Source organism: Streptomyces sp. NPDC003327 (genome assembly GCF_053589515.1).
On the sequence record NZ_JBSFSA010000003.1, the window covers coordinates 236517 to 260907 of the forward strand.

Genomic DNA, 24391 nt, shown 5'->3' on the forward strand with positions numbered 1-24391 from the left:
CCCCGTATGCACTCCACTCCGACGCAGGCCGTGGTCCTGGCGGGCGGCCAGGGCTCCCGGCTGCGCCCCTACACCGATGACCGCCCCAAGCCGATGGTCGAGATCCCGGGTACCGGGACCCCGATCATCGGCCATCAGCTTTCCTGGCTGGCCGCCGAGGGCGTCACGGACGCCGTCGTCTCCTGCGGCCATCTCGCCGAGGTCCTCCAGGAGTGGCTGGCCGACGCCGATCTCCCGCTGAAGGTGACGACGGTCGTCGAGTCGGAGCCGCTGGGCCGTGGCGGCGGCCTCAAGTACGCCGCCGCGCACCTGCCCGCGCCCGACCAGCCCTGGTACGCGACGAACGGCGACATCTGGACCCGGTTCTCGCTGCGCGAGATGGCCGCCTTCCACGCCGAGCGGGACGCCACCGCCACCCTCGCCCTGGCCCGGCCGCGCATCCCGTGGGGCGCCGTCGAGACCGACACCTTCGGGCACATCACCGACTTCGTCGAGGCGCCGCCGTCGCCGTTCCTCATCAACGCCGGCGTGTACGTCTTCTCCGCCGCCTTCACCGAGCTGCTTCCGGACCTCGGCGACCACGAGCGGACCACCTTCCCCCGCCTCGCCCGCGAGCGCCGCCTGGCGGGCTTCCCGCTGCCCCAGGGGGCGTACTGGCGGGCCATCGACACCGCCAAGGACCTGACCGAGGCCGCGAAGGAGCTGTCCACCCAGGGCGGCTGAGCCCTCCCCGTACGCGTACGGGAAGGCCGTACACGTACGAGAAGGCCGTACGCGTACGAGGAGGGGCGGCACCCGATCCGCGGGTGCCGCCCCTCCTCGTCCTGCCGTCAGCCGAGCAGGCCGCCGATCGGGTTCCGGGCGCCGCCCGTGGTCGAGCTCTCCGTCGGGGTCTCCTCGCCCGTCGAGCCGGTGGAGCCGGTCGAACCGCCGCCGCCGGAGCCGCCGCTCGTCGAGCTCGGGGAGTCGCTGGTGGTCGGCGGGGGCGCCGGCCGGGACTCGGTGGGGGTACGGCTGCTGGTGCCGCCCGTGCTGCTGTCGGTCGAGGTGGGGCGCCGCTCCTCGGTGCGGGTGGCCTCCCGGGTCGTCTCGGACGGCTCGGTCGTCGTCTCCTCGGTCTCCGTGCGCTCCTCGGGGGCGTCCTCCGGGGTCGCGGAGGGCGTCGGCCGGGTGGTGGGCGTGGTGGACGGGGTGCCGCGCCGCGGCTCGGTGGGGAGCGGGCGGCCGGGCAGGTGGTTGATCGGGTCGTCGTTGGGGCCCGGGACGGTGACCATCTCCGTGGAGCGGACCGCGCCGCCGAGGACGGAGCCGACGAGGAGGGTGAGGCCGACGACGACGGAGGCGAGGAGCGTGCCGCGGCGCAGGACGCGGCGGCGCAGGTCCCAGAGTTCGGCGCGGGGGCCGAGGGTCCGCCAGGCCTCGCCGGCGAGGCGGCCGTCGAGGGAGTAGACGGGGGCGCCGGCGATGATCAGCGGGGACCAGGCGGCGAGGAAGATGATGTCGGCCGAGTCGTAGACCGGGACGCTCTTCCAGCTGACGGTGAGGATGAGCGCGGCGGAGAGCAGGGCGCCGACGACGCCCGCGACGCGCTGCCAGAGGCCGAAGACGGTGAGGACGCCGACGACGACCTGGAGGAAGGCGACGGTGAGTCCGGCGCCGACGGGGTGCTGGAGGGCGAAGTCGCGCAGCGGCTCGGCGAGCGCCCAGGGGTGCAGCGAGTTGAGCCACTTGACCATGGAGCCGCGCTCGCCGCCGTCGAAGTAGACGGGGTCGCAGAGCTTGCCCATGCCCGCGTAGATGGAGATGAAGCCGAGGAAGACGCGGAGCGGGAGGAGCACCACGCCGAGGTTCATCCGGCGGCCCGGGTAGTAGGCGTGGCGGACGGGGTCGGCGCCGTGGCGCTGTCCGGCGGCGGAGGCGCGGTCGCCCGTCTCGTCGTCGTACGGTTCCGGGGCCTCCGGCCGGAGTTCGTACAGCTCGTCGTAGGCGCCCTCGGCGCGCCGCATGGGCGGCAGGAGGGGCGCGGCGGCGTCGGCGGGCACGACCGGGGTGGGCATCGTGTCGTCGATCCGCGGGATCGCCTGGGTGGTCGGCTCCAGGGTGGTGACGGCGCCGGCCGTGGCGGAGGACTCGCGCACCGCCTGGAGGAGTCCGGTCGCGCCGGGCGAGGACTTGCCGGTCCAGACGACGGGACGACGGCGGGGGGCGCCGGCGCCGGCGGGTGCTCCGGACAGCGTGGCGGTGCGGGGGCCTGCGGCGAACTTCGGCTGTTGGGCCGGCGCGAGCCGCACACGGAAGCTGGCGTGGTTCACGATCACCTGGGCGGGATCGGAATCCACCTTGACCATGCTCAGCGCGGGCTGATCGTCGAACCCCGGCCGGGGCGTTCTGGTGTCCACACTCATCTAACCGAGTGATCTGGGTTTAGGACACTGCTTTGACGGCCGGTAAATGTCCGAGACCCGTCAAGATCACGCTACGGCCGGGGCCGGGTGGTGCGGAGTGGCCGAAGCCTGCCGGTGGGCCGCCCCCGCGGGGACGGCCCTTCAGAGGCCTCAGGCTCTGCGGAGCCTCAGGCCGCGCGGAGTCTCGAGCCGTGCGGCGTCAGGCCGTGCGGAGTCTCAGGCCGTGCGGAGTCTCAGGCCATGCGGCGGCGGGCCGCCTCGTAGAGGACGACACCGGCGGCGACACCGGCGTTCAGCGACTCGGCGCCGCCCGGCATCGGGATGCGGACGAGGAAGTCGCAGGTCTCGCCGACGAGGCGGGACAGGCCCTTGCCCTCGGAACCGACGACGATGACGACCGGGCCTTCGAGCGCCTCCAGCTCGTGGACCTCGGTGTCGCCGTCGGCGGAGAGGCCGACGACCGTCAGACCGGCCTTCTGGTACTGCTCCAGGCAGCGCGTCAGGTTGGTGGCGCGGGCGACCGGGGTGCGGGCGGCGGTGCCGGCCGAGGTCTTCCAGGCGCCGGCGGTCATGCCGGCGGCGCGGCGCTCGGGGACGACGACGCCGTGGCCGCCGAAGGCGGAGACGGACCGGACGACGGCGCCGAGGTTGCGCGGGTCGGTGACGCCGTCGAGGGCGACGATCAGCGGGTCCTCCTGGTCGTCGAAGGCGGCCGCGGCGAGGTCCTCGGGGTGCGCGTACTCGTACGGCGGGACCTGGAGGACGAGGCCCTGGTGGTTCAGGCCGTTCGTCATCCGGTCGAGCTCGGGGCGCGGCGCCTCCATGATGTGGATGTTGCCGCGGCCGGTGGCGAGGTTGAGGGCCTCGCGCACGCGCTCGTCGTTGTCGATGAACTGCTGGACGTAGAGGGTGGTCGCGGGCACGCCGTCGCGGAGCGCCTCGAAGACCGGGTTGCGGCCGACGACCATCTCGGACTGGCCCTTGCCGCCGCGGCGGACGACGGGCTTGCGCTTGGCCGCGTTCCTGGCCATCGCGTTGGAGACGCGGTACGCCTTGTGGCCCTTGCGGTCCTCGGCCTTGGGCGTCGGGCCCTTGCCTTCCAGGCCGCGGCGTCGCTTGCCACCGCTGCCGACCGTCGCGCCCTTCTTGTTGGACGTGCGGCGGTTCCTGCGCTGGCTGTTCCCGGCCATGACTCTTACCTGTTCCCTCTACCTGCGTGCGTACGGAAGTCTGTAACTGAAGTGTGCCGCCCGGGGTCCCGAGCGGCACGTCATCAGCGGTTGCCCAGCGTCCAGCGGGGGCCGTCGGGGCTGTCCTCGATGGCGAGGCCGGACTGGGTGAGCTGGTCGCGGATCGCGTCCGCGGTCGCCCAGTCCTTGCGCTCGCGCGCCGACTCGCGCTGCTGGAGCACGAGACGTACGAGGGTGTCGACGACGCCGTGGAGCTCGTCGCCGCCGCCGGACTCCTCGGCCCAGTGCGGGTCGAGCGGGTCCAGGCCGAGGACGCCGAGCATGGCGCGGACCTCGGCGAGGCGGGCGATGGCCTCGTCCTTGTCGTCCGCGGCGAGGGCGCTGTTGCCCTGGCGGACGGTGGTGTGGATGATCGCGAGCGCGTGCGGGACGCCCAGGTCGTCGTCCATGGCCTCGGCGAAGGCCGGCGGCACCTCGGTGGCGGGGGCGACGGTCCGCCCGGCCTTCTCGGTGGCGCGCTGGACGAAGCCCTCGATGCGGGCGAAGGCCGACTCGGCCTCGCGCAGGGACTCCTCGCTGTACTCGATCATCGAGCGGTAGTGCGGGGTGCCCAGGTAGTAGCGCAGGACGATGGGACGCCAGGCCTTGACCATCTCCGAGACGAGCACGCTGTTGCCGAGCGACTTCGACATCTTCTCGCCGCTCATGGTGACCCAGGCGTTGTGCACCCAGTACTGGGCGAAGTCGTCGCCGAAGGCCTTGGCCTGGGCGATCTCGTTCTCGTGGTGCGGGAAGATCAGGTCGAGGCCGCCGCCGTGGATGTCGAAGGCGGAGCCCAGGTACTTGTGGGCCATGGCCGAGCACTCCAGGTGCCAGCCGGGACGGCCGCGGCCCCAGGGGGTCTCCCAGTCCGGCTCGCCGGACTTGGTCGCCTTCCACATGGCGAAGTCGCGGGGGTCGCGCTTGCCGGAGACGCCCTCGTCGGGCTGGCGGAGGTCGTCGATGTCCTGGTTGGACAGCTCCAGGTAGCCCGGGAAGGAGCGCACGTCGAAGTAGACGCTGCCGTCGGCCTCGTAGGCGTGGCCGCGCTCGATGAGGCCGCGCATCATCTCGACCATCTCGGGGACGTGGCCGGTGGCGCGCGGCTCGTAGGTGGGCGGGAGGCAACCGAGGGCCTCGTAGCCGGAGTTGAAGGCGCGCTCGTTCTCGTAGCCGATGGACCACCAGGGGCGGTTCTGCTCGGCGCCCTTCCGGATGATCTTGTCGTCGATGTCGGTGACGTTGCGGACGAAGGTGACGTCGTAGCCGCGGTACTCGAACCAGCGGCGCATGATGTCGAAGTTCAGACCGGAGCGGATGTGCCCGATGTGCGGGGCCGCCTGGACGGTGGCGCCACAGAGGTAGATCGAGACGCAGCCCGGTGTGAGCGGGGTGAAGTCGCGGATCTGCCGGGCGCTGGTGTCGTACAGGCGAATAGTCACCACTCCAGGGTAGTGGGCGTGCGGTGGTGCCCCGCGACCGATTCCTTGTCGCGGGGCAGGATTTTCACCGGGTCCGGGGCGTCACGGGGTGGACGAGGGCGGTCTCACCGGGTAGACGAGGGCGGTCGCGAGGGCGGCGAGGCCCTCGGCGCGGCCGGTCAGGCCGAGCCCGTCGGTGGTGGTGCCGGAGACGGAGACGGGCGCGCCGGCCGCCGCGCTCAGCGCCTTCTGGGCCTCGTCGCGGCGCTTGCCGATCTTGGGGCGGACCCCGACGACCTGGACGGCGATGTTCCCGATCTCGTACCCCTCGGCGCGGACGATCCGGGCGGCCTCGGCGAGCAGGGTGACGCCGGCGGCGCCGGACCACTCGGGCCGGGAGGTGCCGAAGTGGGCGCCGAGGTCGCCGAGGCCGGCGGCGGAGAAGAGGGCGTCGCAGGCGGCGTGGGCGGCGACGTCACCGTCGGAGTGCCCGGCGAGCCCGTACTCCTCGTCCTCCCAGAGGAGCCCGGCGCACCAGAGCTCGCGGCCCTGCTCAAAGGCGTGGACGTCGGTGCCGATGCCGACGAGCGGGATCAGGGGCGGCTGGGGCTGGTGCTCCGGCTGGGGCTGCGGCTGGTCAGAAGCCATCGTTGGCCCTCCTGCGGGCGAGTACGGCCTCGGCGAGGACGAGGTCGAGGGGACGGGTCACCTTGAACGCCTCCTCGTGGCCGGGCACGACGGCGACGGGCGCGCCGAGCCGCTCGACCATGCCGGCGTCGTCGGTGGCGCCCTCACCGGTGAGGGCGATGGTGGCGTGGGCGTTGACGAGGGTGTCGCGGTCGAAGCCCTGGGGGGTCTGGACGGCGCGGAGCCGGGCCCGGACGGGGGTGGCGACGACCTGCTCGGGGTCGCCGGGCTTCTCGGCCGGCTCGACCTCCTTGACCGTGTCGGCGACGGGCAGCGCGGGGACGACGGCGACGGCCCCGTCCCGTACGGCCTCGATGACCGCGTCGACGGTGTCGACGGGGACGAGGGGGCGGGCCGCGTCGTGGACCAGGACGGTGTCGACGCCCTCGGGGAGCGCGTCGAGGCCGAGGCGGACGGACTCCTGGCGGGTGTCGCCGCCGGGGACGACGAGGTAGTCGGTCCGCTCGGGCAGGGCGTGGGCGTCGAGGAGGTTCTTGACCTCGGCGGCTCCGTCGGGGGGCGCGACCACGACGACGAGCGAGACCGCGCGGGAGGCGGCCATCGCGCGGACGGCGTGGACGAGCATGGGGGTGCCGCTCAGCGCGCGCAGCGCCTTGGGGGCGCCCGGACCGAGGCGTACGCCCCGTCCGGCGGCCGGGATCACCACGGCGGTACGACGGGGACGCGCTTCGTCTGTCATCGGTTGCACTCCGGCAGGTTTGTTTCCGCGGCCGACATGGGTATGGCACTCACCGTGCCGGACGCGACGCCTTGACCGGGCCCTTTCCGTGACGACGGTCGAGGCGTTGCCGCGTGGGCACAGGGGTTCGACGTGAAGCAGTGAGCAGTACAGGGGGTGCGGGTTTCTTCGGCGTACGCGCCACGCGCGCTGGACGACGTGCGTACGGCACGAGCGCGTTCCGCGGACATTCAGGCCGAACGCCAACATGCCGCAGTGCCCGCAACCGCGCTGTGTGGATCACAGCACGCCGACGGGCACCACGGCATCGCTTGGCATCACGTGGTCTCGCGTGGATCGGAGCCCGAGCCGGGGCTCAGGACGCGAGGACCTCGTCGAGGAGGGCCTCGGCCTTGTCCTCGTTGGTGTTCTCCGCGAGCGCCAGCTCGCTGACCAGGATCTGTCGCGCCTTGGCGAGCATGCGCTTCTCACCTGCGGAGAGACCGCGCTCCCGCTCCCGGCGCCACAGGTCGCGGACTACTTCGGCGACCTTGATGACATCGCCAGAGGCGAGCTTCTCGAGATTTGCCTTGTAGCGACGGGACCAGTTCGTCGGCTCTTCGGCGTACGGCGCACGCAGCACCTCGAAGACCCGGTCCAGCCCGTCCTGACCGACCACGTCGCGAACACCGACGAACTCCGCATTGTCCGCCGGCACACGAACCGTCAGGTCGCCCTGCGCGACCTTGAGCACCAAGTAGGTCTTGTCCACGCCTTTGATCTGGCGAGTTTCGATGGCCTCGATCAGCGCGGCCCCGTGATGGGGATAGACCACGGTGTCGCCAACCTTGAACGTCATGTGACAGGTACCCCTTCCGTGGCTATCCAGGGTAACACGGATACAGCTTCTTCTGAATGGCGTTTTCGCAGGTCAGGGCATATCTCGGGGCTTGACAAGTGCGTCGCCCGCATGCTGCGGAGGGCTTCCGGAAGGCGGTATTCGCAGGTGGGAGCGGCTGCGTGGACAGAGAGAAACGCACACGTTACAGGCACCGGGAGCCCTCGCACAGAGGGACGATGCCCCGGTTTGTCCCCTTCGGAGTGGCCTTCTTCACGTACTCCGTTCGAGGATCGTCCACCCGTACGGATGCACGTCGGCGCGATTCCCGAATTGATCAGCGGGTAACCGGCCGGTCTTTTTCGGTTGCGGCGGGGGCGGAATGCGCCGAGGGCCACCGAATTGATCAAGGCGGTTATGTGAACGGCAGGTCAATGCGGCGTGTTCCGGCCACGCGCGTCCGCGCACGACGACGCCGGGCGGGAAGGGGCGCCGACCCGGGCCCAGGCCCTCGCGGCCCGTTAGGGGCGGGTCGGGTGCGGGCGGGAGAGGGCGGCTCGGTAACCTAAGGCCGCTGACACACCTTTAGCTGGTCCTTAGTTCCACAGTTCCACAGTTCCTCAGCCCGTTCCGTACGTCCTAGGAGTTGCCGCCGCCGTGAGCCGCAGCCTTCGACGCGGCGCCCTCGCCGCCACCGCCATCGTGTTCTCGATCGCCGCGCTGTCCGCCTGTGGCGCGGGCAACGACGCCCAGACGCTCGGGATCCGGCCGGACAACGCCGCCGTCACGGTCGACGACGTCAAGATCCAGAACGCGCTCGTCATCACCCAGCCGACGCACGGCGTGAAGGGCCCGGCCGTCGTCTCGGCGACGGTCTTCAACAACGGCCGCGCCCCGCAGACCCTCGACGCGATCACCCTGCCGGGCACGACCGCGACCGTGACGCTCAAGGCGGCCTCGGGCAGCGGCCCGATCACCGTCCCCGCGGGCGGCTCCGTGGTCATCGGCGGCGAGGGCAACGCCACCGCCGTGATCGAGAACGGCCACGAGGCCGGCAAGAACGGCGACGCGCAGAAGGTCGTCTTCAAGCTCAGCAAGACCGGTGACGTCGCCCTGAGCGCCTTCGTCGTCCCGTCGACCAGCTACTACGAGGGCTTCGGCCCGAGCGAGGTCCCGGCCCCTCCGGGCGCCACGCCGTCCGCCTCCGCCTCGGCCCCCGAGGGCGGCGAGCACGGCGCGGACGCGGGCCACGGCGGCGACGCCTCCCCGTCGGGCGAGGCGAGCCACGCGTCGGGCCACTGACGCAGACGTACGTGAAGGGGCGCCCCCCGGCCGGGGGGCGCCCCTTCACGCGTACGGGCGCGGCGCACGAACGCGCACGGACGCCCACGGACGCGTACGACCGGCGGCAGCGCACGCGGCCTCGCGGTCGCGGTCCAGCCGACGGCGTCCGGCGTCGGCGTCCGGCTTACGGCCTACGGCTCGAACTTGTAGCCCAGGCCGCGGACCGTCACCAGGTAGCGCGGGGCGCCCGGGTCCGGCTCGATCTTGGCGCGCAGACGCTTGACGTGGACGTCGAGGGTCTTGGTGTCGCCGACGTAGTCCGCGCCCCAGACCCGGTCGATGAGCTGCATGCGGGTCAGGACCCGGCCCGCGTTGCGGAGCAGCATCTCCAGGAGGTCGAACTCCTTCAGCGGCAGGTCGACCTTGCCGCCGCCGACCGTCACCACGTGGCGGTCGACGTCCATGCGGACCGGGCCGGCCTCCAGGGCCGCCGGGGTGACCTCCTCCGGCTCGCCGCGGCGGCGCAGGACCGCGCGGATGCGGGCGACCAGCTCCCGCGAGGAGAAGGGCTTCGTGACGTAGTCGTCGGCTCCTATCTCCAGGCCGACGACCTTGTCGATCTCGCTGTCCTTGGCGGTCACCATGATGACCGGGACGTTGGAGCGGCCGCGCAGCTGGCGGCACACCTCGGTGCCGGGCAGCCCCGGAAGCATCAGGTCGAGGAGGACGAGGTCGGCTCCGTTGCGCTCGAACTCGTCGAGGCCGTCGGGCCCGGTCGCCGCGACGGCGACCTCGAAGCCCTCCTTGCGGAGCATGTACGACAGGGCGTCGCTGAAGGATTCCTCATCCTCGACGACAAGCACTCGGGTCACGGAAGGACCTCCGGGGCGGTGAGCGGTTCGGTCATGAGATCAGGGGTGGGGGAGGAGGCGGAGGACCGGCGGTCCCGGACGGCGCCCGCCTCGGGCAGCCGCAGGGTGAAGGTGGAGCCCTGACCCTCGGTGCTCCAGACGGTGACCTCGCCGCCGTGCGACGCGGCCACGTGCTTGACGATGGCCAGGCCGAGCCCCGTGCCGCCGGTGGCGCGGGAGCGGGCGGGGTCGACGCGGTAGAAGCGCTCGAAGATGCGCTCGCGGTCCTTCTCCGAGATGCCGATGCCCTGGTCGGTCACGGCGATCTCGATCAGGTCCCCGCCGGGTGCCGCGACGCGGCGGGCGGCGATGCCCACCCGCGTACGGGCCGGTGAGTAGTTGACGGCGTTCTCGACGAGGTTGCCGAGGGCGGCGGCCAGCTGGCCGCGGCTGCCCCAGACGTACAGGTCGGCGGCGCCGCCGGAGACCATCGTGATCTGCTTGGTGGAGGCGGGCTGCCGGGAGCGGTCGATCGCCTCGGCGACCAGCTCGTCCACGGAGACCGGCTCGGAGTCCTCCAGCGGGTCGTCGTTCTGCACCCGCGAGAGGTCGATGAGCTCCTGGACCAGGTTGGTCAGGCGGGTCGCCTCGATCTGCATGCGGCCGGCGAAACGGGTGACCGCCTCGGGGTCGTCCGAGGCGTCCATGACCGCCTCGGAGAGCAGGGAGAGCGCGCCGACGGGAGTCTTGAGCTCATGGCTCACGTTGGCGACGAAGTCGCGCCGTACCGCTTCGATGCGGCGGGCCTCGGTGAGGTCCTCGACCAGGAGCAGCACGAGCCGCGAGCCCAGCGGGGCGACCCGGGCCGAGACCGCGAGGGCCTCGGCGCGTCCGCTGCCGCGCCGGGGCAGGTCCAGCTCGACCTGGCGTATCTCGCCGTCGCGGCGGGTGTCGCGGGCCATGTTGAGCATGGGCTCGACGGCCAGCTTCCCGCCCCGGACGAGGCCGAGGGCGTACGCGGCCGAGCTGGCCTTGACCACCGAGTCGCTCTCGTCGAGAACGACCGCGGAGGAGCGCAGCACGGAGAGCACGGTGTCGACGCCGGGCGGGAGCACGGCGTCGGTGTGCAGGGAGGTTCGGGTGGGCCGCGCCTGGTCGCGCTCGCTCCAGCGGAACGCCAGCATGGCGATCACGCCGGTGCACACTCCGGCGATCGCTGCCAATGCGGCGACCGCCGCGTTCACGTCCATGCCATCCAGGTTATGCGGCCGTACGGACACTCTCCCAGCCGTCCGAGTGGCTGCTCGAACACTCGTCGCTCAGAGTTCACCGTGGGGACCGTGCGGGTTCACTTGCCCCGTCGGGGGCCGCCCGCCGGGTCGCCCAGAGTTCACCTCGGCGAAAGTGCGGGTTCATGTCAGCGGGTGGAGCCCGACGCACAGGGGGCCGAACGTGGGAGCGTGGGGGTCCGAGCCCCACCCGGACCCCGAACCGTTTGTGAGAGAGGGACATCGATGCGGGACGCGTACCACGAGGAACTTGACTCGATCGGCGAGGGCCTGGTCGAGATGGCCCGACTCGTCGGGTCGGCGATCGGGCGCGCCACGACCGCGATGCTCGACGCGGACCTGAAGCTCGCGGAGAGCGTGATCGCCGCGGACCAGAAGGTCGACGACCTCCAGCACGACCTGGAGGCGCGGGCGATAGCTCTGCTCGCCCGGCAGCAGCCGGTGGCGACGGACCTGCGGATCGTGGTCACCTCGCTGCGCATGAGCGCCGACCTGGAGCGCTCCGGCGACCTGGCGCAGCACGTGGCGAAGCTGGCGCGGCTGCGGTTCCCGGACCGGGCCGTGCCGAACGACCTGCACGCCACCATCCTGCAGATGGGTCAGCTGGCGCAGCGCCTGATGGCGAAGGCGGCGGAGGTCATCATCACGAAGGACGTCGACCTGGCGCTCCAGCTGGAGCAGGACGACGACGAGATGGACCTGCTGCACCGGACGCTGTTCCAGCACCTGATGGACGACCGCTGGCGGCACGGCATCGAGACGGCGGTCGACGTGACGCTGCTGGGCCGTTACTACGAGCGGTTCGCGGACCACGCGGTGTCGGTGGCGAAGCGTGTGGTGTACCTGGTGACGGGTGAGCACGCGGACGAGCTCCAGCAGTCGGACACCCCGGTGGAGGGCGCGTAGCCACCGCGTCGCGTCGGCCGTTGGATCCGTCGGCGCGTCACCGCACACCGGTGCGCCGTTGATGCGCCGGTCCGTCGGGGCATGCAATGGGGGGAGGCGATCCGCGCCTCGAAAGGGAGGGACCCCATGGCCGAATCCCCGATGACGACCGACCCGGCGCAGGAGGTTCCGCGCGACGCGGAGTTCCTGCCCGTCCTCGGCGCCTGCGGCTGCGGCTCGGGCTGCGGCTGCGGCTGCCAGTCGGGCGCGCCGTGCCAGTGCGGGGGCTGCTCGGGCTGACCCGTTGGGAGGAAGGGGCGCGTCACCCGCGCCCCTCCCTCCTGTCGTCTCGGAGGCCGAGTCGGCTCAGAGGTCGAGTCGTCCAGAGGTCGAGTGCTCAGAGCTTCGGCCCGGAGGCGGCACGAAGAAGCCCCCTCCCGGCGTTGCAACCGCGGGCAGGGGGCTCTTTCGTGGGTAAGAGTTACTTCTTGCCCTGGTTCTTCACGGCCTCGATGGCCGCCGCCGCGGCCTCCGGGTCGAGGTAGGTGCCGCCGGGCTTGAGGGGCTTGAAGTTCTCGTCCAGCTCGTAGGCCAGAGGGATGCCCGTCGGGATGTTGAGGCCCGCGATGTCGGCGTCCGAGATGCCGTCCAGGTGCTTGACCAGGGCGCGCAGGCTGTTGCCGTGGGCGGCGACGAGGACCGTGCGGCCGGCGAGGAGGTCCGGGACGATGCCGTCGTACCAGTAGGGGAGCATCCGCTGGACGACGTCCTTGAGGCACTCGGTCCGCGGGCGCAGCTCCGGCGGGATCGTCTGGTAGCGGGCGTCGTTGGCCTGCGAGTACTCGCTGTCGTCCGAGAGCGCCGGCGGCGGGGTGTCGTACGAGCGGCGCCACAGCATGAACTGCTCCTCGCCGAACTCGGCGAGGGTCTGGGCCTTGTCCTTGCCCTGGAGGGCGCCGTAGTGGCGCTCGTTGAGGCGCCAGGAGCGGTGGACCGGGATCCAGTGGCGGTCGGCGGACTCCAGGGCCAGCTGCGCGGTGCGGATGGCGCGCTTCTGGAGGGAGGTGTGCAGGACGTCGGGGAGCAGGCCGGCGTCCTTGAGCAGCTCGCCGCCCCGCGTCGCCTCCTTCTCGCCCTTGGCGGTGAGGTTCACGTCCACCCATCCGGTGAACAGGTTCTTCTCGTTCCACTCGCTCTCGCCGTGGCGGAGCAGGATCAGCTTGTACGGTGCGTCGGCCATGCGGACGAGCCTAATAGACCGCTGACGATTGACGCGCGTCGTCAATTGGCTGGCGTCCGACATGAGAGATACGTAAGTTACGGTCACCGCCTGAGGGACTTACGCATATCGAGGGGCCGCCACACATGACCATCGCATCGCTCAGACGATCGGCCCGCGCGACGGTCTCGGGACTCCCCCAGGGGTTCTGGTGGCTCTGGCTGTCGACCCTCGTCAACCGCACCGGTGCCTTCGTCCTCACCTTCCTCTCCCTCTACCTCACCGTCGAGCTCGGCCACTCCGCATGGTTCGCCGGCCTCGTCGTCGCCCTCCACGGGCTCGGCGGCATCGTCGGTTCGCCGCTCGGCGGGGCGCTCACCGACCGCTGGGGCCGGCGGCCCACCATGGTCACGACCCATCTGGTGGCCGCCGCGAGCGCCGGCGCCCTCGCCGTCGTCACCAGCGCCTGGGGCGTCGCGCTCGTCGTCCTCGTCATGGGCGTCGCGATGCAGGCGGTGCGGCCGTCCATCAACGCCACCATCGCCGACATGGTCCCCCCGCACGACCTGCGCCGGGCGTACGCCCTCAACTACTGGGCCCTCAACCTCGGCTTCGCCATCGCCGCCATCGGCGGCGGCGCGGCGGCCGTCCTCGGCTACCGCACGCTCTTCGTCGTCGACGCCGTCGCCACCGTCCTCTGCGCCCTGATCGTCTTCCTCCGCATGCCGGAGACCCGCCCGGAGGCCGACCGGCGTGCCGCGAAGCGGAGCGGCGAGGACGAGGGCGAGGACGCGGACGTGTCCATGCTCGCCGTGCTCCGCGACGCGCCCTTCCGCACCCTCGTCCTCCTCAACCTCCTCGTCTCGTTCGTCTTCACGGTCCCGTGGATCGGCCTCCCGCTGACCATGGCCGGGCAGGGCCTCGCCCCCTCCGCGTACGGTGTGGTGATCGCCGTCAACGGCATCGTGATCGTCGGTTTCCAGCTGCTCGTCAACAAGCTGACCGACAAGCGCTCGCCGGTGGTGCTGCTGGTCCTCTCCGCGCTGCTCTTCGCCTTCGGCACGGGCGCCACCGCGCTCGCCGGGTCCTCCGCCGCCTTCGCCGCGACCGTCGTCGTCTGGACGATCGGCGAGATGGTCCACGTCCCGACGAACGCCGCCGCCACCGCCCGCATGGCCCCCGCGCACGCCCGCGGCCGCTACCAGGGCGTCATGGGCATGTCCTGGGCGGTCGCCGGTTTCGCCGCCCCGGTCCTGGCCGGTGCGATCGTCGACGGGCCCGGACCCGACGTCCTCTGGGCGGGCACGTTCGCGATCGGCCTCCTCGCCGCCCTCGGTTACACCCTCCTCCGTACGGTCCTCCGCGAGGACGAGGCGGCGGAGGAGGCCGCAACGGACGAGGCCGCAGCGGAGGCCGGGAGCGGCGGCGCCCTGAGCGAGGGGGCTCCCGCCCCGTCCCCCGCCGTCAGCGCCTGACCGTCACCGCGAACCCCGCTCCCTCACGGCGCACTTCGGCCACGCCCGTCCCGCCGAAGTGCGCCGGTACGACGAGTTCGCGCTCGTCCGCGGCCCGTTCGAGGATGCGGCGGCGGCTCGCGGCCGCCGCTGCCGCGTCCAGGCAGAAGCAGCTGTTGTGCGCCGGGTCGAGGATCTGTACGGGGCTGTGCAGCAGGTCCCCGACGAAGACCGCCCTCTCGTCGCCCGACGCCAGCCGCAGGACCGCCGAGCCCGGCGTGTGCCCGGGGGCGGACTCCAGGGTGAGGTGCTCGTCGATGCGGTGGACGCCGTCCCAGAGCACGGCCTGCCCCGCGCGGTGGACGGGCGCGACGCTGTCCTCGTACAGGTACCGGTCGTCCTCGCTCAGACCGCCGCCGTACGCGTTGCCCGGCCCGTAGTGGGCGTCGTCGGCCGCCGGGAGGAGGTAGCGGGCGTTCGGGAACGTCGGCACCCACTCCCCCGGCTCGCCGTCGGCGGCGCGCGTGTTCCAGCCGACGTGGTCGGCGTGCAGGTGGGTGTTGACGACGACGTCCACGTCCTCGGGGCGGACCCCGGCCCGCTCCAGAAGGCCGAGGAAGTCCCCCTGCCAGTGGTGGTATTCGGGCGCGCCCGGCCGCTCGCGCCCGTTGCCCACGCCGGTGTCCACGAGCACCGTGCGGCCCGCGCTGCGCAGCACCCACGTCTGCAGCGCCATCACCGTCCGGTCGGTCGCCGGCTCCCAGTGGTCGGGGGCGAGCCACTCCTCGTTCTCCTTCCAGGTCTCCGCCGCCACCGAGGGGACGAGGTCGCGGGCGGTCCTGAACGCCCCCTGCCACTCGACGACCCGGAGGATCTCGACGTCTCCCAGGACCATGCGCTGTGCGCTCTCATGCGTCATGTGACCGACCCTAGGAAGGGCCGGTGAGCCTCCCAATGTCCTCGGGGCTCCGTTCCATACGCGTGCGTCTCACCTACGCTGACGGGATGGACGTGGTGAGCGACGCGATCTCCGCCGTACGGATCGGCCGGCCCTTCTCCCAGCGGGTACGGATCGGGGGCACCTGGTGCACCCGGCTCGCGCCGTACGAGGGCGCCGGCTTCCACGTCGTCCTGGAGGGGCGCTGCTGGCTGCTGCCGGACGGCGGCGAGCCGCTCGTGCTCGGCGCGGGCGACGCCGTCCTGCTGCCGCACGGCACCGGGCACGTCCTCGCGGACGCGCCCGTCGACGCGGCCGGGCTCGCGCGGGCCGTGCCGTTCGAGCGGTGGAGCGACGGGACCGTGGCGCGTCCGCTCCTGACGGCCGATCACGAGGGCGGCCCCGTGGTGGAGATGCTCTGCGGCAAGTACCGGCTCGACCGCAGCCACGTCCACCCGCTCCTGGCGGAGCTGCCGCCGCTCGTCCACCTGCCGCACGACGCGGACGGGCAGCCCGGGCTCCGGTCCGCCATCGAGCTCCTCGGCCACGAGGTCGGCGGGCGGCGGCCCGGCCACGCGATCGCGCTGCCGGGGCTGCTCGACCTGCTCCTCGTCTACATGATCCGAGCCTGGGCCGGGGCCACGGCCGGGACGAGGGCAGGGGCAGGGGCAGGGGCAGGGGCAGGGGCAGGATCGTGGCCGGCGGCGCTGGGCGACCCGGTGACCGCCGCCGCCCTGCGGGCGCTGCACTCCGCTCCGGCCGCCCCCTGGACCGTCGAGCTGCTCGCCGCCGAGGCCGGTGTCTCCCGCCCCACGCTCGCCCGCCGCTTCACCGCGCTCGTCGGCCGGCCCCCGATGGCGTACCTGACGTGGTGGCGGCTGACCCGCGCCGCCGCACTGCTCCGGGACGGCCGCGATCCCCTGGCGACCGTGGCCCGCAGGGTCGGGTACAGCACCCCGTACGCGCTCTCGCACGCCTTCCGCCGCGAGTTCGGTACGACCCCCGGGCAGTACCGCGCGGCAGCGGCCGCCGCCACCGCCACCGCCGGGCCCGATGGTGCTCGTACGCCCGACGGTGCTCGTACGGGCCCGGTCAGTCCGCCGACTTGGCGATCAGGTTCCTGAACGCGTCGAGGTTCCGGGTCGACTCGCCGCGCGAGACCCGCCACTCGTACTCGCGCCGGATCGCCGTCGCGAAGCCCAGCTCAAGGAGCGTGTTGAAGTCGCCGTCCGCCGTCTCCAGGACCGAGCCGAGCAGCCGGTCCAGCTCCTCGGGCGTCACGGCGGCCAGCGGCAGCTTGCCGGTGAGGTAGACGTCGCCGAGGCCGTCGATCGCGTAACTCACCCCGTACAGCCTGAGGTTGCGTTCGAGCAGCCAGCGGTGGACGCCCGCGTCGTTCTCGTCGGGGTGGCGGACGACGAAGGCGTTGAGGGAGAGCGAGTGCCGGCCCACCTTCAGCGACAGGGTGGTGAACAGCTTGCGCGTGCCCGGCAGTTTGACGACGTACGAGCCGGGCTCGGGGGACTCCCACTCCAGCTCGGCGTCGTCGAAGGTGGACTCGATGATCCGTCGGGCGTTCTCGGTCACGTCCTCAGCCATGGTGGGAGCGTACGCGACGACGCTGCTCGCGCAGCCGGTGGTCGTGCATGGCGGCCGTGTACACGTCGGCCGTGCCCGACGCCGCCGTGTCCCAGCCGAACGACCCGGCGTGCCGCGCCGCCGCCGCGCCCATCCGGACCGTCAGCTCCGGGTCCTCGACGAAGCGCCCGAGCGCGCGGGCGTAGTCCGCCGGGTCGTGGCCCTGGACGAGGAAGCCGGTCACCTCGTCGCGCACCGCGACCGGCAGTCCGCCGACCGCCGCCGCGACGACCGGGGTGCCGGCCGCCTGGGCCTCGATGGCGACCAGGCCGAACGACTCGCTGTACGAGGGCATGACGAGGACGCTCGCCGCCCGGAACCAGTCGGCGAGCCGCTCCTGGCCCACCGGCGGGTGGAACCGCATGAGGTCCGTGATGCCCAGCTCGGCGGCGAGCTTCTGCAGGCCCTTCGGCTTGGCCAGGCCGTTGCCGCTCGGGCCGCCGATCACGGGGACGACCATGCGCGAGCGCAGCGAGGGGTCGTGCTCCAGGAGCCGCGCGGCGGCGCGCAGCAGGATGTCCGGGGCCTTCAGGGGCTGTATGCGGCCGGCGAAGACCGGCACGAAGGCGTCCTGCGGGAGGCCGAGCCGGGCGCGGGCGGCGGCGCGGCCGTCGGCGGGCCGGAAGTGGTCGAGGTTCACGCCCGGGTGCACGACGGCGACCTTGCCGGGGTCCGCGTCGTAGAAGCGGGCCAGCTCGTCCGCCTCCTCCGTGGTGTTGGCGATCAGCCGGTCGGCGGCGGCGACGATCTGCGTCTCGCCGATCACCCGGGCCGCGGGCTCGGGCGTGTCGCCCTGGGCGAGCGCCGCGTTCTTGACCTTCGCCATGGTGTGCATGGCGTGGACGAGCGGCACGCCCCAGCGCTCGGCGGCGAGCCAGCCGACGTGGCCGGAGAGCCAGTAGTGGGAGTGGACGAGGTCGTAGTGGCCGGGGCGGTGGCCCGCCCACGCCTGCATCACGCCGTGCGTGAAGGCGCAGAGCTGCGCGGGCAGCTCCTCCTTGGCCAGGCCCTCGTACGGACCGGCGTCCACGTGCCGGACGAGGACGCCGGGGGCGAGCTCGACGACCGGCGGGAGGTCGCCGGTGGTGGCGCGGGTGAAGATCTCCACCTCGATGTCGATGGCGGCGAGCCGCCTGGCCAGCTCGACGATGTAGACGTTCATGCCGCCCGCGTCGCCCGTGCCCGGCTGGTGCAGGGGGGAGGTGTGGACGCTGAGCATCGCGACACGGCGCGGCGTGCGCGGTCGGCCGGGGAGCCGGAGCCGGGTGGCGGGCGCCTGGTGCCGGTGCCGTACACCGGTGAACCGGGACACGTACTGGCTCACGTCGGCGGTCCTTCCGCTCGGGGGCTGAGCTGGTTGCTGGTCCGAACTCGGCTTTCGGGTGGAGACGCAGCACGCCCTCCGGCCCGCACAACACCGGAACGAGTCCTTTCATTTCCACCGGCGAGGGCGTTTTGCCAAGTCATTACCGAGGGGGCGCGGGCGGGGTGGCCCCGGGGGCGGGCCGAGGGGGCCCGGGGCCGACCGCCGCCGCCCGGCCAGGGGCCCTGGGCCGACCGCCGCCGCCCGGCCAGGGGCCCTGGGCCGACCCCGTAGGCTCGTGGCATGGCCCCGCGCACCACCCGCCCCGTCGGCACGCCGACCCGCGGGACCACCAACCCCAACCGGCTGCGCCGCATGGACCGCTGGATCGCCGCCGTCCACGGCCCCGCCCTGCGCCGCTCCCCCGCGCCGCCGGTCGCCGTCGACCTCGGTTACGGGGCCGCCCCCTGGACCGCCGTCGAGCTGCTCGCCCGGCTGCGGCGCACGGCCGACCCCCGCACCCTCCTGTACGGCATCGAGATCGAGCCCGCCCGCGTCGAGGCCGCCAGGCCGTACGAGGCGGAGCACGAGGGCCTCTGGTTCGTGCACGGCGGCTTCGAGGTGCCGGTCCCCGGCGAGGTCGCGCTGATCCGGGCGGCGAACGTGCTGCGCCAGTACGACGAGGAGCAGGTCGCGGCCGTGTGGGCCCGGCTCCGCGGGCGGCTCGCGCCCGGCGGGCTGCTCGTGGAGGGCACCTGCGACGAGATCGGGCGCCGTCACGTGTGGGTGGCGCTCGACCGGAGCGGGCCGCGCACGGTGACGTTCGCCACCCGGCTCGGCTCGCTGGAGCGCCCGTCGGACCTGGCGGAACGGCTGCCGAAGGCGCTGATCCACCGCAACGTGCCGGGCGAGCCGGTCCACGCCTTCCTGCGGGACTTCGACCGGGCGTGGGCGGCGGCCGCCCCGTACGCCTCGCTCGGCGCGCGCCAGCGCTGGATCCGCTCCGTGCGGGACCTGTCGGCCGACTGGCCGCTGGCGGACGGGCCGCGGCGGTGGCGCCAGGGCGAGGTGACGGTGCGGTGGGACGCGCTCGCACCGGTCCGTTCCCCCCACTTCCACTGAATTCCCGCGCGTCGGGAACGCCCCGCCCGCATCACTCGTCCCCCCGTGGGGGGAGACGGCCCGACGGGCCCCGCATTCCCCTGTCGCTTTCGGGTTCCGCATGGCACTATCGCCAAGGCCACCTGCAAGTTACTGACGGTAAATCAGATGGTGGGCCACGATGTCGGTCCTTGAGGGGGAGCTTGTGAACCGCCGCCGCCACGCCACCGCCGCGATCACGGTGATCTGCGCCCTGACCGTGCTGGCCTCGCCCGCGCTGACCCTCCAGGCCTCCGCCGCGCCCCTGCCCCCGCCGCGCCCCACGATCTCGGCGGTCCCGGCGGCTCCGCAGGCACCGAAGAAGACCCTGGAGGAGGTGCGCAGGGAGATCGACGGGCTGTACCGGCAGGCCGCGCGCGCCACCGACGCGTACAACCTCGCCGAGGAGCAGACCGAGGCCCAGTCGGCGGAGATCGCCCGGGTCGCCCAGCTGATCGCCGCCGGGCGGGCGAAGATCGCGGACCTGAAGGCCCGGGCGGGCGCCGCCGCCCGCGCCCAGTACCGCAACGGCGGACTCCCCGACGGCGCGCAGCTCGTCCTCACCGACGACCCCCAGCTCTTCCTCGACAACGCGGGCCGGCTCAAGGACGGCGCCAAGGCGACCAAGGACCTCATCGGCGAACTGAACCGCGCCCAGGCGGACTTGGACACGTACGCCCAGGACGCCGACGCCAACTGGACCCGCCTGGAGACCCAGCGCGTCAAGCAGGCCGCGGCGAAGAAGGAGATCACCGAGAAGATCGCCGCCGCGAAGAAGCTGGAGTCCGACCTGGAGGCCGAGGAGCGCGAGCGCCTGCGGCTACTGGAGGAGGCGGCGCAGAACCGCGCCCAGACGACCTGGCTCAACTCCACGGGCCTCCCCGACCCGAAGGCCGGGGCGACGCCGGAGGGGCGGCGGGCGGTCGCCTTCGCGACGGCGCAGATCGGCAAGCCGTACGTGTGGGGGGCGGAGGGGCCGGGCTCGTTCGACTGCTCGGGGCTCACCCAGAGCGCCTGGGCGGCGGCCGGGCTGCCGATCCCGCGCACCTCGCAGGAACAGTGGCGGCTGCTGCCGCGCGTGGACATCGAGGACATGCGGCCGGGCGACCTGATCGTCTACTACAAGGACGCGAGCCACATCGGCATGTACGTCGGGAACGGAACGATGGTGCACGCGCCGCGGCCCGGCCGGAACGTGACGCTGGCGGGCGCCGGCTCGATGGAGATCCTCGGGGTCGTCCGCCCGCAGTGAGCCGAGGCCGAGCGCGGTCAGAGCGAGGGGCGGCGGCCGCCTCACCCCGACGTGACGTTTCTCATTGCCCGGGGGCGCCGCACGGCGGGCCGAGGCGACAACTACCTCCCCATCCGCGGCATATGCCAAGCTGCCTCGCCCCGCTCACAGGGTGATCGCCATTCCGCTGCGCGCCGCCCTACCGCTATGGTCCGGGACGGGCGGGACGCCACCCGGCACCGCCTCCGCACCCTCGGGGGGAGGGAAGGAAGACCGGACCGATGCCCGCATCCGTACCGCGCCAGAGAGGCCTGACCGGCCAGAGAATCGTCTCTGCTGCGGAGACCGGCGACGCCACCCCTATGACAGACACAGGTACAGGCACAGGAACCGACCCCGATCGCACCGATCGGGCGGAGCGCACCGATCTCACCCTCCTGGTCGTCGAGGACGACCCGGCGGGTGTCCTCGCCGTACCCGAACTGCTCGACGCGGCGGACGCCGCCGGCACCCGGATCCGCATCCGGACCGCCCGCAACCTCACCGAGGCCGAGCGGCTCCTCACCGACGACGTGCACTGCGTCCTCGTCGACCTCTCGCTCCCCGCGCCGCGCGCCGCCGCGGGGGACGACCCGCTCGCCCCGCTCCGGCACATCCTGCGCCTCGCGCCGCGCCACGCCGTCCTGGCGCTCGCGGCCTCCGCGGACGCGGAGCTGGCCGCCGAGGCCGTACGGGTCGGGGCGCAGGACCACCTCTTCCGCGAGGAGCTCGACGGGCGGCTGCTCAGCCGGGCCATCCGCTACGCCGTGGAGCGCAAGCGCGCCGACGCGGTCCAGGTGAAGCTGGCCGAGTCCCGCCTGCGGGCCCAGGAGAACGCCCGCCTGGAGCGCGGCCTGCTCCCCACACCCCTCCTGGAGGGCTCCGACCTGCGGTTCGCCGCCCGCTACCGGCCCGGCCGGTCGCGCGCGCTGCTCGGCGGCGACTTCTACGACACCGTGCGCACGCCCGACGGCACCGTCCACGCCATGATCGGCGACGTCTGCGGGCACGGCCCCGACGAGGCGGCGCTCGGCGTCGAGCTGCGGATCGCCTGGCGGGCCCTGACCTTCGCCGGGCTCTGCGGGGACGAGCTGCTCTCCACGCTCCAGCGCGTCCTGGAGCACGAGCGGGAGAGCGAGGAGATCTTCGCGACCCTCTGCACGGTCGACATCGCGCCGGACGGGCGCCGCGCCGGGCTGTGCCTGGCCGGGCACCCCTCGCCCCTGATCGCCCGGCACGGCCGGGCCGCGCGCCTCCTCCCGTACGAGGACGGGGGCCCCGCCCTGGGGCTGCTGCCGCGCGCCCGCTGGCCGCGCCGGCAGGTGGAGCTGGGCGGGGCGTGGAGCCTGCTCATGTACACGGACGGGCTGATCGAGGGCCGCTCGGCAGGACCGGGGTCACCGAGGCTCGGTCAGGACGGGATGGTCGAGATGATCAACCGGCAGCTGACGGCCGGCCTGCGCGGCGAGGAGCTGCTGGAGGCGGCGGTGGCGGAGGTGCGCTCGCTGAACGGCGGGGAGCTGACGGACGATGTCGCCGTCCTGGCCCTGGAACGGGACAGGACCCGGGGATAGCCCCGGGCCCTGTCGCCTGCGCTTCTGCCGTTCCTCGGCCGCGCTGCCGTTCCTCGGCCGCGCTCCGGCCGTCACCGGCCGCCGTTGTAGGGACCGTACGGCCCGTCGCTGCTCGAACCGCCGCCGCGGCCCCGGCCGCCGCCCGACACCTGCGCGAGCGCCGGCCGCACGTCGACCATGAAGACGATGGCGGCGATGAGGCCCGCGATCTGCAGGAAAAGCATGGGCAGGAGCAGGTTCAGGGCGAGGTTGATCGCCAGGATGATCAGCCAGAACTTCTTGGTCTGCTTCCCGGCGGCGCGGTAGGCGTCCTCGCGAGCCATGGCGGCGAAGACGAGCGCGGCGACGGCGAACCCGGTGAAGATCAGGAAGGTCACCAGAAAGAGGAGGTTGTCGAATCCCGCGCGCAACATGGTGAGCACCGCCTAGTGGTGTGGAGAGAGCGCCTCGCGGTCAAGGTACCCGGTACAACGCCCCGGCTACCCGGATTGGTGCCCGCCACTACTCCTTCTCGGCTGCCACGGCCTTCTTCGCGGGGGTCTTGCGGGCCGTCGCGGGCTTCCTGGCGGGCGCGGCCCCCTCGGCCGTGACGTCCTCCGCCGCGGGCTCGGCGACCTTGATCTGCTCGGCCTTGATCTGCTCGGCCTTGGTCTCCTCGGCCTTCGGCTCCGGGTCGGGCTCGACGACGACGGCGATCTCGGTGATCTCCTCGGCCATCTCGCCCCGCCAGGCCCGCACGGCCTCCTCGCCGTGGGCGGCGACCTCCTCGTACTTCTCGCGCGCCTTCACCGCGTACTCGGCGGCGACGCCGACGCCGCGCATCGCGAGGTCTTGAGCCGTCTCGCCGAGCTTCTTCAGGTCGGTGTCGAAACCGCCGACGACCTCGGCGAACTTCGACTGGACGGTGGCCTGGGCCTCCTTGGCCTGCGCGGTCACCTTCTCCTGGACGGCCTTGGGGTCGGTCTTGCGCACGGCCTCGATCCGGGCGGGCGCCTCGGCGGCGAGCTGCTCGATCAGGCCGGGCACCTTGCGGGCCTGCTGCACGGCGAGGTCGGCGGTGCCGGCGGCGAAGTAGAGGGGGGTACGCAGTTCGTCGATGATGGCCATGCTGAGGGTCCTCCCGAAGATGACGTACAGGGTCGTACGAGGTCGTACTGGGCCGTGCGGGGTGGAACTAGCTCGCCGTCGTCGGCTCGGCGCCGGACGGCACGGCATCGGCCGGCACGGGGCCCTCCGCCGCGCTCTCCGCCGCGTTCTCCTTGCGGAAGGAGTCGTAGATCTGCAGCAGCACCTGCTTCTGCCGCTCGTTGATCGAGGGATCGGCCAGGATGACGGCGCGCGTCTCCAGCTCCTCCCGCTCCTTCTCGTCGAGGATCCCGGCCCGCACGTAGAGCGTCTCGGCCGAGATCCGCAGCGCCTTCGCGACCTGCTGCAACACCTCGGCGCTGGGCTTGCGCAGCCCCCGCTCGATCTGGCTGAGGTACGGGTTCGACACCCCGGCCGCCTCGGCGAGCTGCCGCAGGGACAGCTGCGCGGTCCGCCGCTGCTCGCGGAGGTAGTCACCGAGGTTGCCGACGTTGAGCGATGCCATGCCCTCGACCATGCCATCCTCCGCTAACTATTGCAAGCAGCGCCATACACCCCCGCTAGCGCGCGCCCCGCCCCGGCACCCGGGAAGGTCGTCTGGTTTTGGATAATCCGTGACGGATCGAGTGTCGCTACCCTGGCAGGCATGACCGCCATGGCACCCACCCGCACCGAGCCCGACCTCTCCTTCCTGCTCGACCACACGAGCCACGTCCTGCGCACGCGCATGGCCGCCGCGCTCGACGCGATCGGCCTCACCCCCCGCATGCACTGCGTCCTCGTCCACGCCCTCGAAGAGGAGCGCACGCAGGCACAGCTCGCCGAGATCGGGGACATGGACAAGACCACGATGGTGGTGACCGTCGACGCCCTGGAGAGGGCGGGGCTCGCCGAGCGGCGGCCGTCCAGTACGGACCGGCGGGCGCGGATCATCGCCGTCACCGAGGCCGGCGCGAAGGTCGCCGCACAGAGCCAGAAGATCGTGGACGGCGTCCACGAGGGCGCCCTCTCCTCGCTGCCCGAGGACGAGCGCGAGGTCCTGCTGCGGGCCCTGAACCGGCTGGTCAGCGGCCATCTGGAGACCCCCGCCGAGAGCCCCAGGTCCGCCCGGCGCGCCCGCCAGAAGATCTGAGGCGGGCCGACGGCCCGCCGTCGGCACCCGAACTTCGATCCGTAAAAAATAGTCTGCAACAAAACCTTCT

At 72.7% G+C, this 24391-nt stretch carries 25 protein-coding genes; 10 read left to right on the forward strand and 15 right to left on the reverse strand.

Annotated elements, in window-relative coordinates:
* The first annotated feature begins 6 nt into the window (after nucleotides 1-6).
* A complete protein-coding gene (locus tag ACWDVG_RS04290; protein ID WP_451696000.1) occupies nucleotides 7-723 on the forward strand; it encodes a nucleotidyltransferase family protein in 717 nt (238 codons plus the stop codon).
* Between the two features lie 107 nt (nucleotides 724-830).
* On the opposite strand, the gene ACWDVG_RS04295 is transcribed toward ACWDVG_RS04290, so the two are convergent.
* The 6 genes from ACWDVG_RS04295 to ACWDVG_RS04320 all read right to left on the reverse strand — a co-directional run bounded on the left by ACWDVG_RS04295 (nucleotide 831) and on the right by ACWDVG_RS04320 (nucleotide 7280).
* Entirely contained in the window at nucleotides 831-2405 is a 1575-nt protein-coding gene (locus tag ACWDVG_RS04295; RefSeq protein ID WP_451696002.1) for a DoxX family membrane protein, read from the reverse strand.
* Nucleotides 2406-2638: 233 nt separating this feature from the next.
* Nucleotides 2639-3595 (reverse strand): 23S rRNA (guanosine(2251)-2'-O)-methyltransferase RlmB, encoded by a 957-nt coding sequence (rlmB, locus tag ACWDVG_RS04300; RefSeq protein ID WP_451696004.1) that lies wholly within the window; start codon nucleotides 3593-3595, stop codon nucleotides 2639-2641.
* Between the two features lie 83 nt (nucleotides 3596-3678).
* Nucleotides 3679-5076, reverse strand: a complete 1398-nt coding sequence (gene cysS, locus ACWDVG_RS04305) for a cysteine--tRNA ligase (RefSeq protein WP_451696006.1) — start codon at nucleotides 5074-5076, stop codon at nucleotides 3679-3681.
* A gap of 81 nt (nucleotides 5077-5157) precedes the next feature.
* Nucleotides 5158-5703 (reverse strand): 2-C-methyl-D-erythritol 2,4-cyclodiphosphate synthase, encoded by a 546-nt coding sequence (ispF, locus tag ACWDVG_RS04310; RefSeq protein ID WP_451696008.1) that lies wholly within the window; start codon nucleotides 5701-5703, stop codon nucleotides 5158-5160.
* Nucleotides 5693-6442 (reverse strand): 2-C-methyl-D-erythritol 4-phosphate cytidylyltransferase, encoded by a 750-nt coding sequence (gene ispD / locus ACWDVG_RS04315; protein ID WP_451696010.1) that lies wholly within the window; start codon nucleotides 6440-6442, stop codon nucleotides 5693-5695. The genes ispF and ispD overlap by 11 nt, the downstream gene beginning before the upstream one ends.
* Before the next feature lie 355 nt (nucleotides 6443-6797).
* Nucleotides 6798-7280 (reverse strand): CarD family transcriptional regulator, encoded by a 483-nt coding sequence (locus tag ACWDVG_RS04320; protein ID WP_003953493.1) that lies wholly within the window; start codon nucleotides 7278-7280, stop codon nucleotides 6798-6800.
* 636 nt (nucleotides 7281-7916) lie between these two features.
* On the opposite strand from ACWDVG_RS04320, the gene ACWDVG_RS04325 reads away from it, so the two are divergent.
* On the forward strand, nucleotides 7917-8561 hold the full coding sequence (locus ACWDVG_RS04325; RefSeq protein WP_451696012.1) for a DUF461 domain-containing protein: 645 nt from the start codon (nucleotides 7917-7919) through the stop codon (nucleotides 8559-8561).
* A gap of 173 nt (nucleotides 8562-8734) precedes the next feature.
* Here the strand turns inward: ACWDVG_RS04325 and ACWDVG_RS04330 are convergent, their stop codons facing one another.
* Together ACWDVG_RS04330 and ACWDVG_RS04335 are read right to left on the reverse strand one after the other, a co-directional pair.
* Nucleotides 8735-9415 (reverse strand): response regulator transcription factor, encoded by a 681-nt coding sequence (locus ACWDVG_RS04330; RefSeq protein ID WP_188271409.1) that lies wholly within the window; start codon nucleotides 9413-9415, stop codon nucleotides 8735-8737.
* Nucleotides 9412-10644: a sensor histidine kinase gene (locus ACWDVG_RS04335; protein ID WP_451696015.1), complete on the reverse strand. Its 1233-nt coding sequence runs from the start codon at nucleotides 10642-10644 to the stop codon at nucleotides 9412-9414. Before ACWDVG_RS04335 ends, ACWDVG_RS04330 begins: the two co-directional genes overlap by 4 nt.
* Before the next feature lie 264 nt (nucleotides 10645-10908).
* Between ACWDVG_RS04335 and phoU the strand changes: the two genes are divergently transcribed.
* Nucleotides 10909-11589, forward strand: a complete 681-nt coding sequence (gene phoU, locus ACWDVG_RS04340; RefSeq protein WP_451696018.1) for a phosphate signaling complex protein PhoU — start codon at nucleotides 10909-10911, stop codon at nucleotides 11587-11589.
* 126 nt (nucleotides 11590-11715) lie between these two features.
* Nucleotides 11716-11868, forward strand: coding sequence for a hypothetical protein (locus ACWDVG_RS04345; protein WP_451696019.1), 153 nt, complete (start codon nucleotides 11716-11718; stop codon nucleotides 11866-11868).
* A gap of 181 nt (nucleotides 11869-12049) precedes the next feature.
* Here ACWDVG_RS04345 and ACWDVG_RS04350 read toward each other — a convergent pair whose 3' ends face one another.
* Nucleotides 12050-12808, reverse strand: coding sequence for a phosphoglyceromutase (locus tag ACWDVG_RS04350; protein ID WP_451696021.1), 759 nt, complete (start codon nucleotides 12806-12808; stop codon nucleotides 12050-12052).
* A gap of 125 nt (nucleotides 12809-12933) precedes the next feature.
* On the opposite strand from ACWDVG_RS04350, the gene ACWDVG_RS04355 reads away from it, so the two are divergent.
* Complete coding sequence (locus ACWDVG_RS04355) at nucleotides 12934-14262, forward strand: MDR family MFS transporter (RefSeq protein ID WP_451696023.1); 1329 nt, start codon at nucleotides 12934-12936, stop codon at nucleotides 14260-14262.
* On the opposite strand, the gene ACWDVG_RS04360 is transcribed toward ACWDVG_RS04355, so the two are convergent.
* On the reverse strand, nucleotides 14252-15160 hold the full coding sequence (locus tag ACWDVG_RS04360) for an MBL fold metallo-hydrolase (RefSeq protein WP_451696024.1): 909 nt from the start codon (nucleotides 15158-15160) through the stop codon (nucleotides 14252-14254). The two genes, ACWDVG_RS04355 and ACWDVG_RS04360, sit on opposite strands and share 11 nt — an antisense overlap.
* An 86-nt stretch (nucleotides 15161-15246) precedes the next feature.
* Between ACWDVG_RS04360 and ACWDVG_RS04365 the strand changes: the two genes are divergently transcribed.
* A complete protein-coding gene (locus tag ACWDVG_RS04365) occupies nucleotides 15247-16302 on the forward strand; it encodes an AraC family transcriptional regulator (protein ID WP_451696026.1) in 1056 nt (351 codons plus the stop codon).
* Here the strand turns inward: ACWDVG_RS04365 and ACWDVG_RS04370 are convergent.
* Nucleotides 16271-16777, reverse strand: coding sequence for a YbjN domain-containing protein (locus tag ACWDVG_RS04370; protein WP_451696028.1), 507 nt, complete (start codon nucleotides 16775-16777; stop codon nucleotides 16271-16273). The genes ACWDVG_RS04365 and ACWDVG_RS04370 overlap by 32 nt on opposite strands.
* Nucleotides 16770-18140 (reverse strand): D-inositol-3-phosphate glycosyltransferase, encoded by a 1371-nt coding sequence (gene mshA / locus ACWDVG_RS04375; protein WP_451696029.1) that lies wholly within the window; start codon nucleotides 18138-18140, stop codon nucleotides 16770-16772. The genes ACWDVG_RS04370 and mshA overlap by 8 nt, the downstream gene beginning before the upstream one ends.
* A 282-nt stretch (nucleotides 18141-18422) precedes the next feature.
* Between mshA and ACWDVG_RS04380 the strand changes: the two genes are divergently transcribed.
* The 3 genes from ACWDVG_RS04380 (at nucleotide 18423) to ACWDVG_RS04390 (ending at nucleotide 22103) form a co-directional block, all read left to right on the forward strand.
* Entirely contained in the window at nucleotides 18423-19241 is an 819-nt protein-coding gene (locus tag ACWDVG_RS04380; protein ID WP_451696031.1) for a class I SAM-dependent methyltransferase, read from the forward strand.
* 184 nt (nucleotides 19242-19425) lie between these two features.
* Nucleotides 19426-20511, forward strand: a complete 1086-nt coding sequence (locus ACWDVG_RS04385) for an NlpC/P60 family protein (RefSeq protein ID WP_451696185.1) — start codon at nucleotides 19426-19428, stop codon at nucleotides 20509-20511.
* Nucleotides 20512-20852: 341 nt separating this feature from the next.
* Nucleotides 20853-22103, forward strand: coding sequence for a PP2C family protein-serine/threonine phosphatase (locus ACWDVG_RS04390; RefSeq protein WP_451696032.1), 1251 nt, complete (start codon nucleotides 20853-20855; stop codon nucleotides 22101-22103).
* A gap of 71 nt (nucleotides 22104-22174) precedes the next feature.
* Here ACWDVG_RS04390 and ACWDVG_RS04395 read toward each other — a convergent pair whose 3' ends face one another.
* The 3 genes from ACWDVG_RS04395 to ACWDVG_RS04405 form a co-directional block, all read right to left on the reverse strand.
* Nucleotides 22175-22516: a DUF2516 family protein gene (locus ACWDVG_RS04395; protein ID WP_451696187.1), complete on the reverse strand. Its 342-nt coding sequence runs from the start codon at nucleotides 22514-22516 to the stop codon at nucleotides 22175-22177.
* An 88-nt stretch (nucleotides 22517-22604) separates the two neighbouring features.
* Nucleotides 22605-23210, reverse strand: a complete 606-nt coding sequence (locus ACWDVG_RS04400) for a hypothetical protein (RefSeq protein WP_451696034.1) — start codon at nucleotides 23208-23210, stop codon at nucleotides 22605-22607.
* A 67-nt stretch (nucleotides 23211-23277) separates the two neighbouring features.
* Entirely contained in the window at nucleotides 23278-23694 is a 417-nt protein-coding gene (locus ACWDVG_RS04405; RefSeq protein ID WP_451696036.1) for a helix-turn-helix domain-containing protein, read from the reverse strand.
* Between the two features lie 141 nt (nucleotides 23695-23835).
* On the opposite strand from ACWDVG_RS04405, the gene ACWDVG_RS04410 reads away from it, so the two are divergent.
* A complete protein-coding gene (locus ACWDVG_RS04410; RefSeq protein WP_451696038.1) occupies nucleotides 23836-24321 on the forward strand; it encodes a MarR family winged helix-turn-helix transcriptional regulator in 486 nt (161 codons plus the stop codon).
* Nucleotides 24322-24391: the final 70 nt, after the last annotated feature.

Excerpts from the sequence above, each read along its gene's own strand:
- ACWDVG_RS04395 (WP_451696187.1), bottom strand. The coding sequence starts at position 22,516 with ATGTTGCGCGCGGGATTCGACAACCTCCTCTTTCTGGTGACCTTCCTG.
- ACWDVG_RS04370 (WP_451696028.1), bottom strand. The coding sequence starts at position 16,777 with ATGGCTGAGGACGTGACCGAGAACGCCCGACGGATCATCGAGTCCACC.
- ACWDVG_RS04350 (WP_451696021.1), bottom strand. The coding sequence starts at position 12,808 with ATGGCCGACGCACCGTACAAGCTGATCCTGCTCCGCCACGGCGAGAGC.
- rlmB (WP_451696004.1), bottom strand. The coding sequence starts at position 3,595 with ATGGCCGGGAACAGCCAGCGCAGGAACCGCCGCACGTCCAACAAGAAG.
- ACWDVG_RS04360 (WP_451696024.1), bottom strand. The coding sequence starts at position 15,160 with ATGACGCATGAGAGCGCACAGCGCATGGTCCTGGGAGACGTCGAGATC.
- ACWDVG_RS04290 (WP_451696000.1), top strand. The coding sequence starts at position 7 with ATGCACTCCACTCCGACGCAGGCCGTGGTCCTGGCGGGCGGCCAGGGC.
- ACWDVG_RS04410 (WP_451696038.1), top strand. The coding sequence starts at position 23,836 with ATGACCGCCATGGCACCCACCCGCACCGAGCCCGACCTCTCCTTCCTG.
- ACWDVG_RS04320 (WP_003953493.1), bottom strand. The coding sequence starts at position 7,280 with ATGACGTTCAAGGTTGGCGACACCGTGGTCTATCCCCATCACGGGGCC.
- ACWDVG_RS04335 (WP_451696015.1), bottom strand. The coding sequence starts at position 10,644 with ATGGACGTGAACGCGGCGGTCGCCGCATTGGCAGCGATCGCCGGAGTG.
- ACWDVG_RS04355 (WP_451696023.1), top strand. The coding sequence starts at position 12,934 with ATGACCATCGCATCGCTCAGACGATCGGCCCGCGCGACGGTCTCGGGA.
- ACWDVG_RS04365 (WP_451696026.1), top strand. The coding sequence starts at position 15,247 with ATGGACGTGGTGAGCGACGCGATCTCCGCCGTACGGATCGGCCGGCCC.
- ACWDVG_RS04380 (WP_451696031.1), top strand. The coding sequence starts at position 18,423 with ATGGCCCCGCGCACCACCCGCCCCGTCGGCACGCCGACCCGCGGGACC.
- ispF (WP_451696008.1), bottom strand. The coding sequence starts at position 5,703 with ATGGCTTCTGACCAGCCGCAGCCCCAGCCGGAGCACCAGCCCCAGCCG.
- ispD (WP_451696010.1), bottom strand. The coding sequence starts at position 6,442 with ATGACAGACGAAGCGCGTCCCCGTCGTACCGCCGTGGTGATCCCGGCC.
- ACWDVG_RS04400 (WP_451696034.1), bottom strand. The coding sequence starts at position 23,210 with ATGGCCATCATCGACGAACTGCGTACCCCCCTCTACTTCGCCGCCGGC.
- phoU (WP_451696018.1), top strand. The coding sequence starts at position 10,909 with ATGCGGGACGCGTACCACGAGGAACTTGACTCGATCGGCGAGGGCCTG.
- ACWDVG_RS04295 (WP_451696002.1), bottom strand. The coding sequence starts at position 2,405 with ATGAGTGTGGACACCAGAACGCCCCGGCCGGGGTTCGACGATCAGCCC.
- ACWDVG_RS04345 (WP_451696019.1), top strand. The coding sequence starts at position 11,716 with ATGGCCGAATCCCCGATGACGACCGACCCGGCGCAGGAGGTTCCGCGC.
- ACWDVG_RS04405 (WP_451696036.1), bottom strand. The coding sequence starts at position 23,694 with ATGGCATCGCTCAACGTCGGCAACCTCGGTGACTACCTCCGCGAGCAG.
- ACWDVG_RS04390 (WP_451696032.1), top strand. The coding sequence starts at position 20,853 with ATGACAGACACAGGTACAGGCACAGGAACCGACCCCGATCGCACCGAT.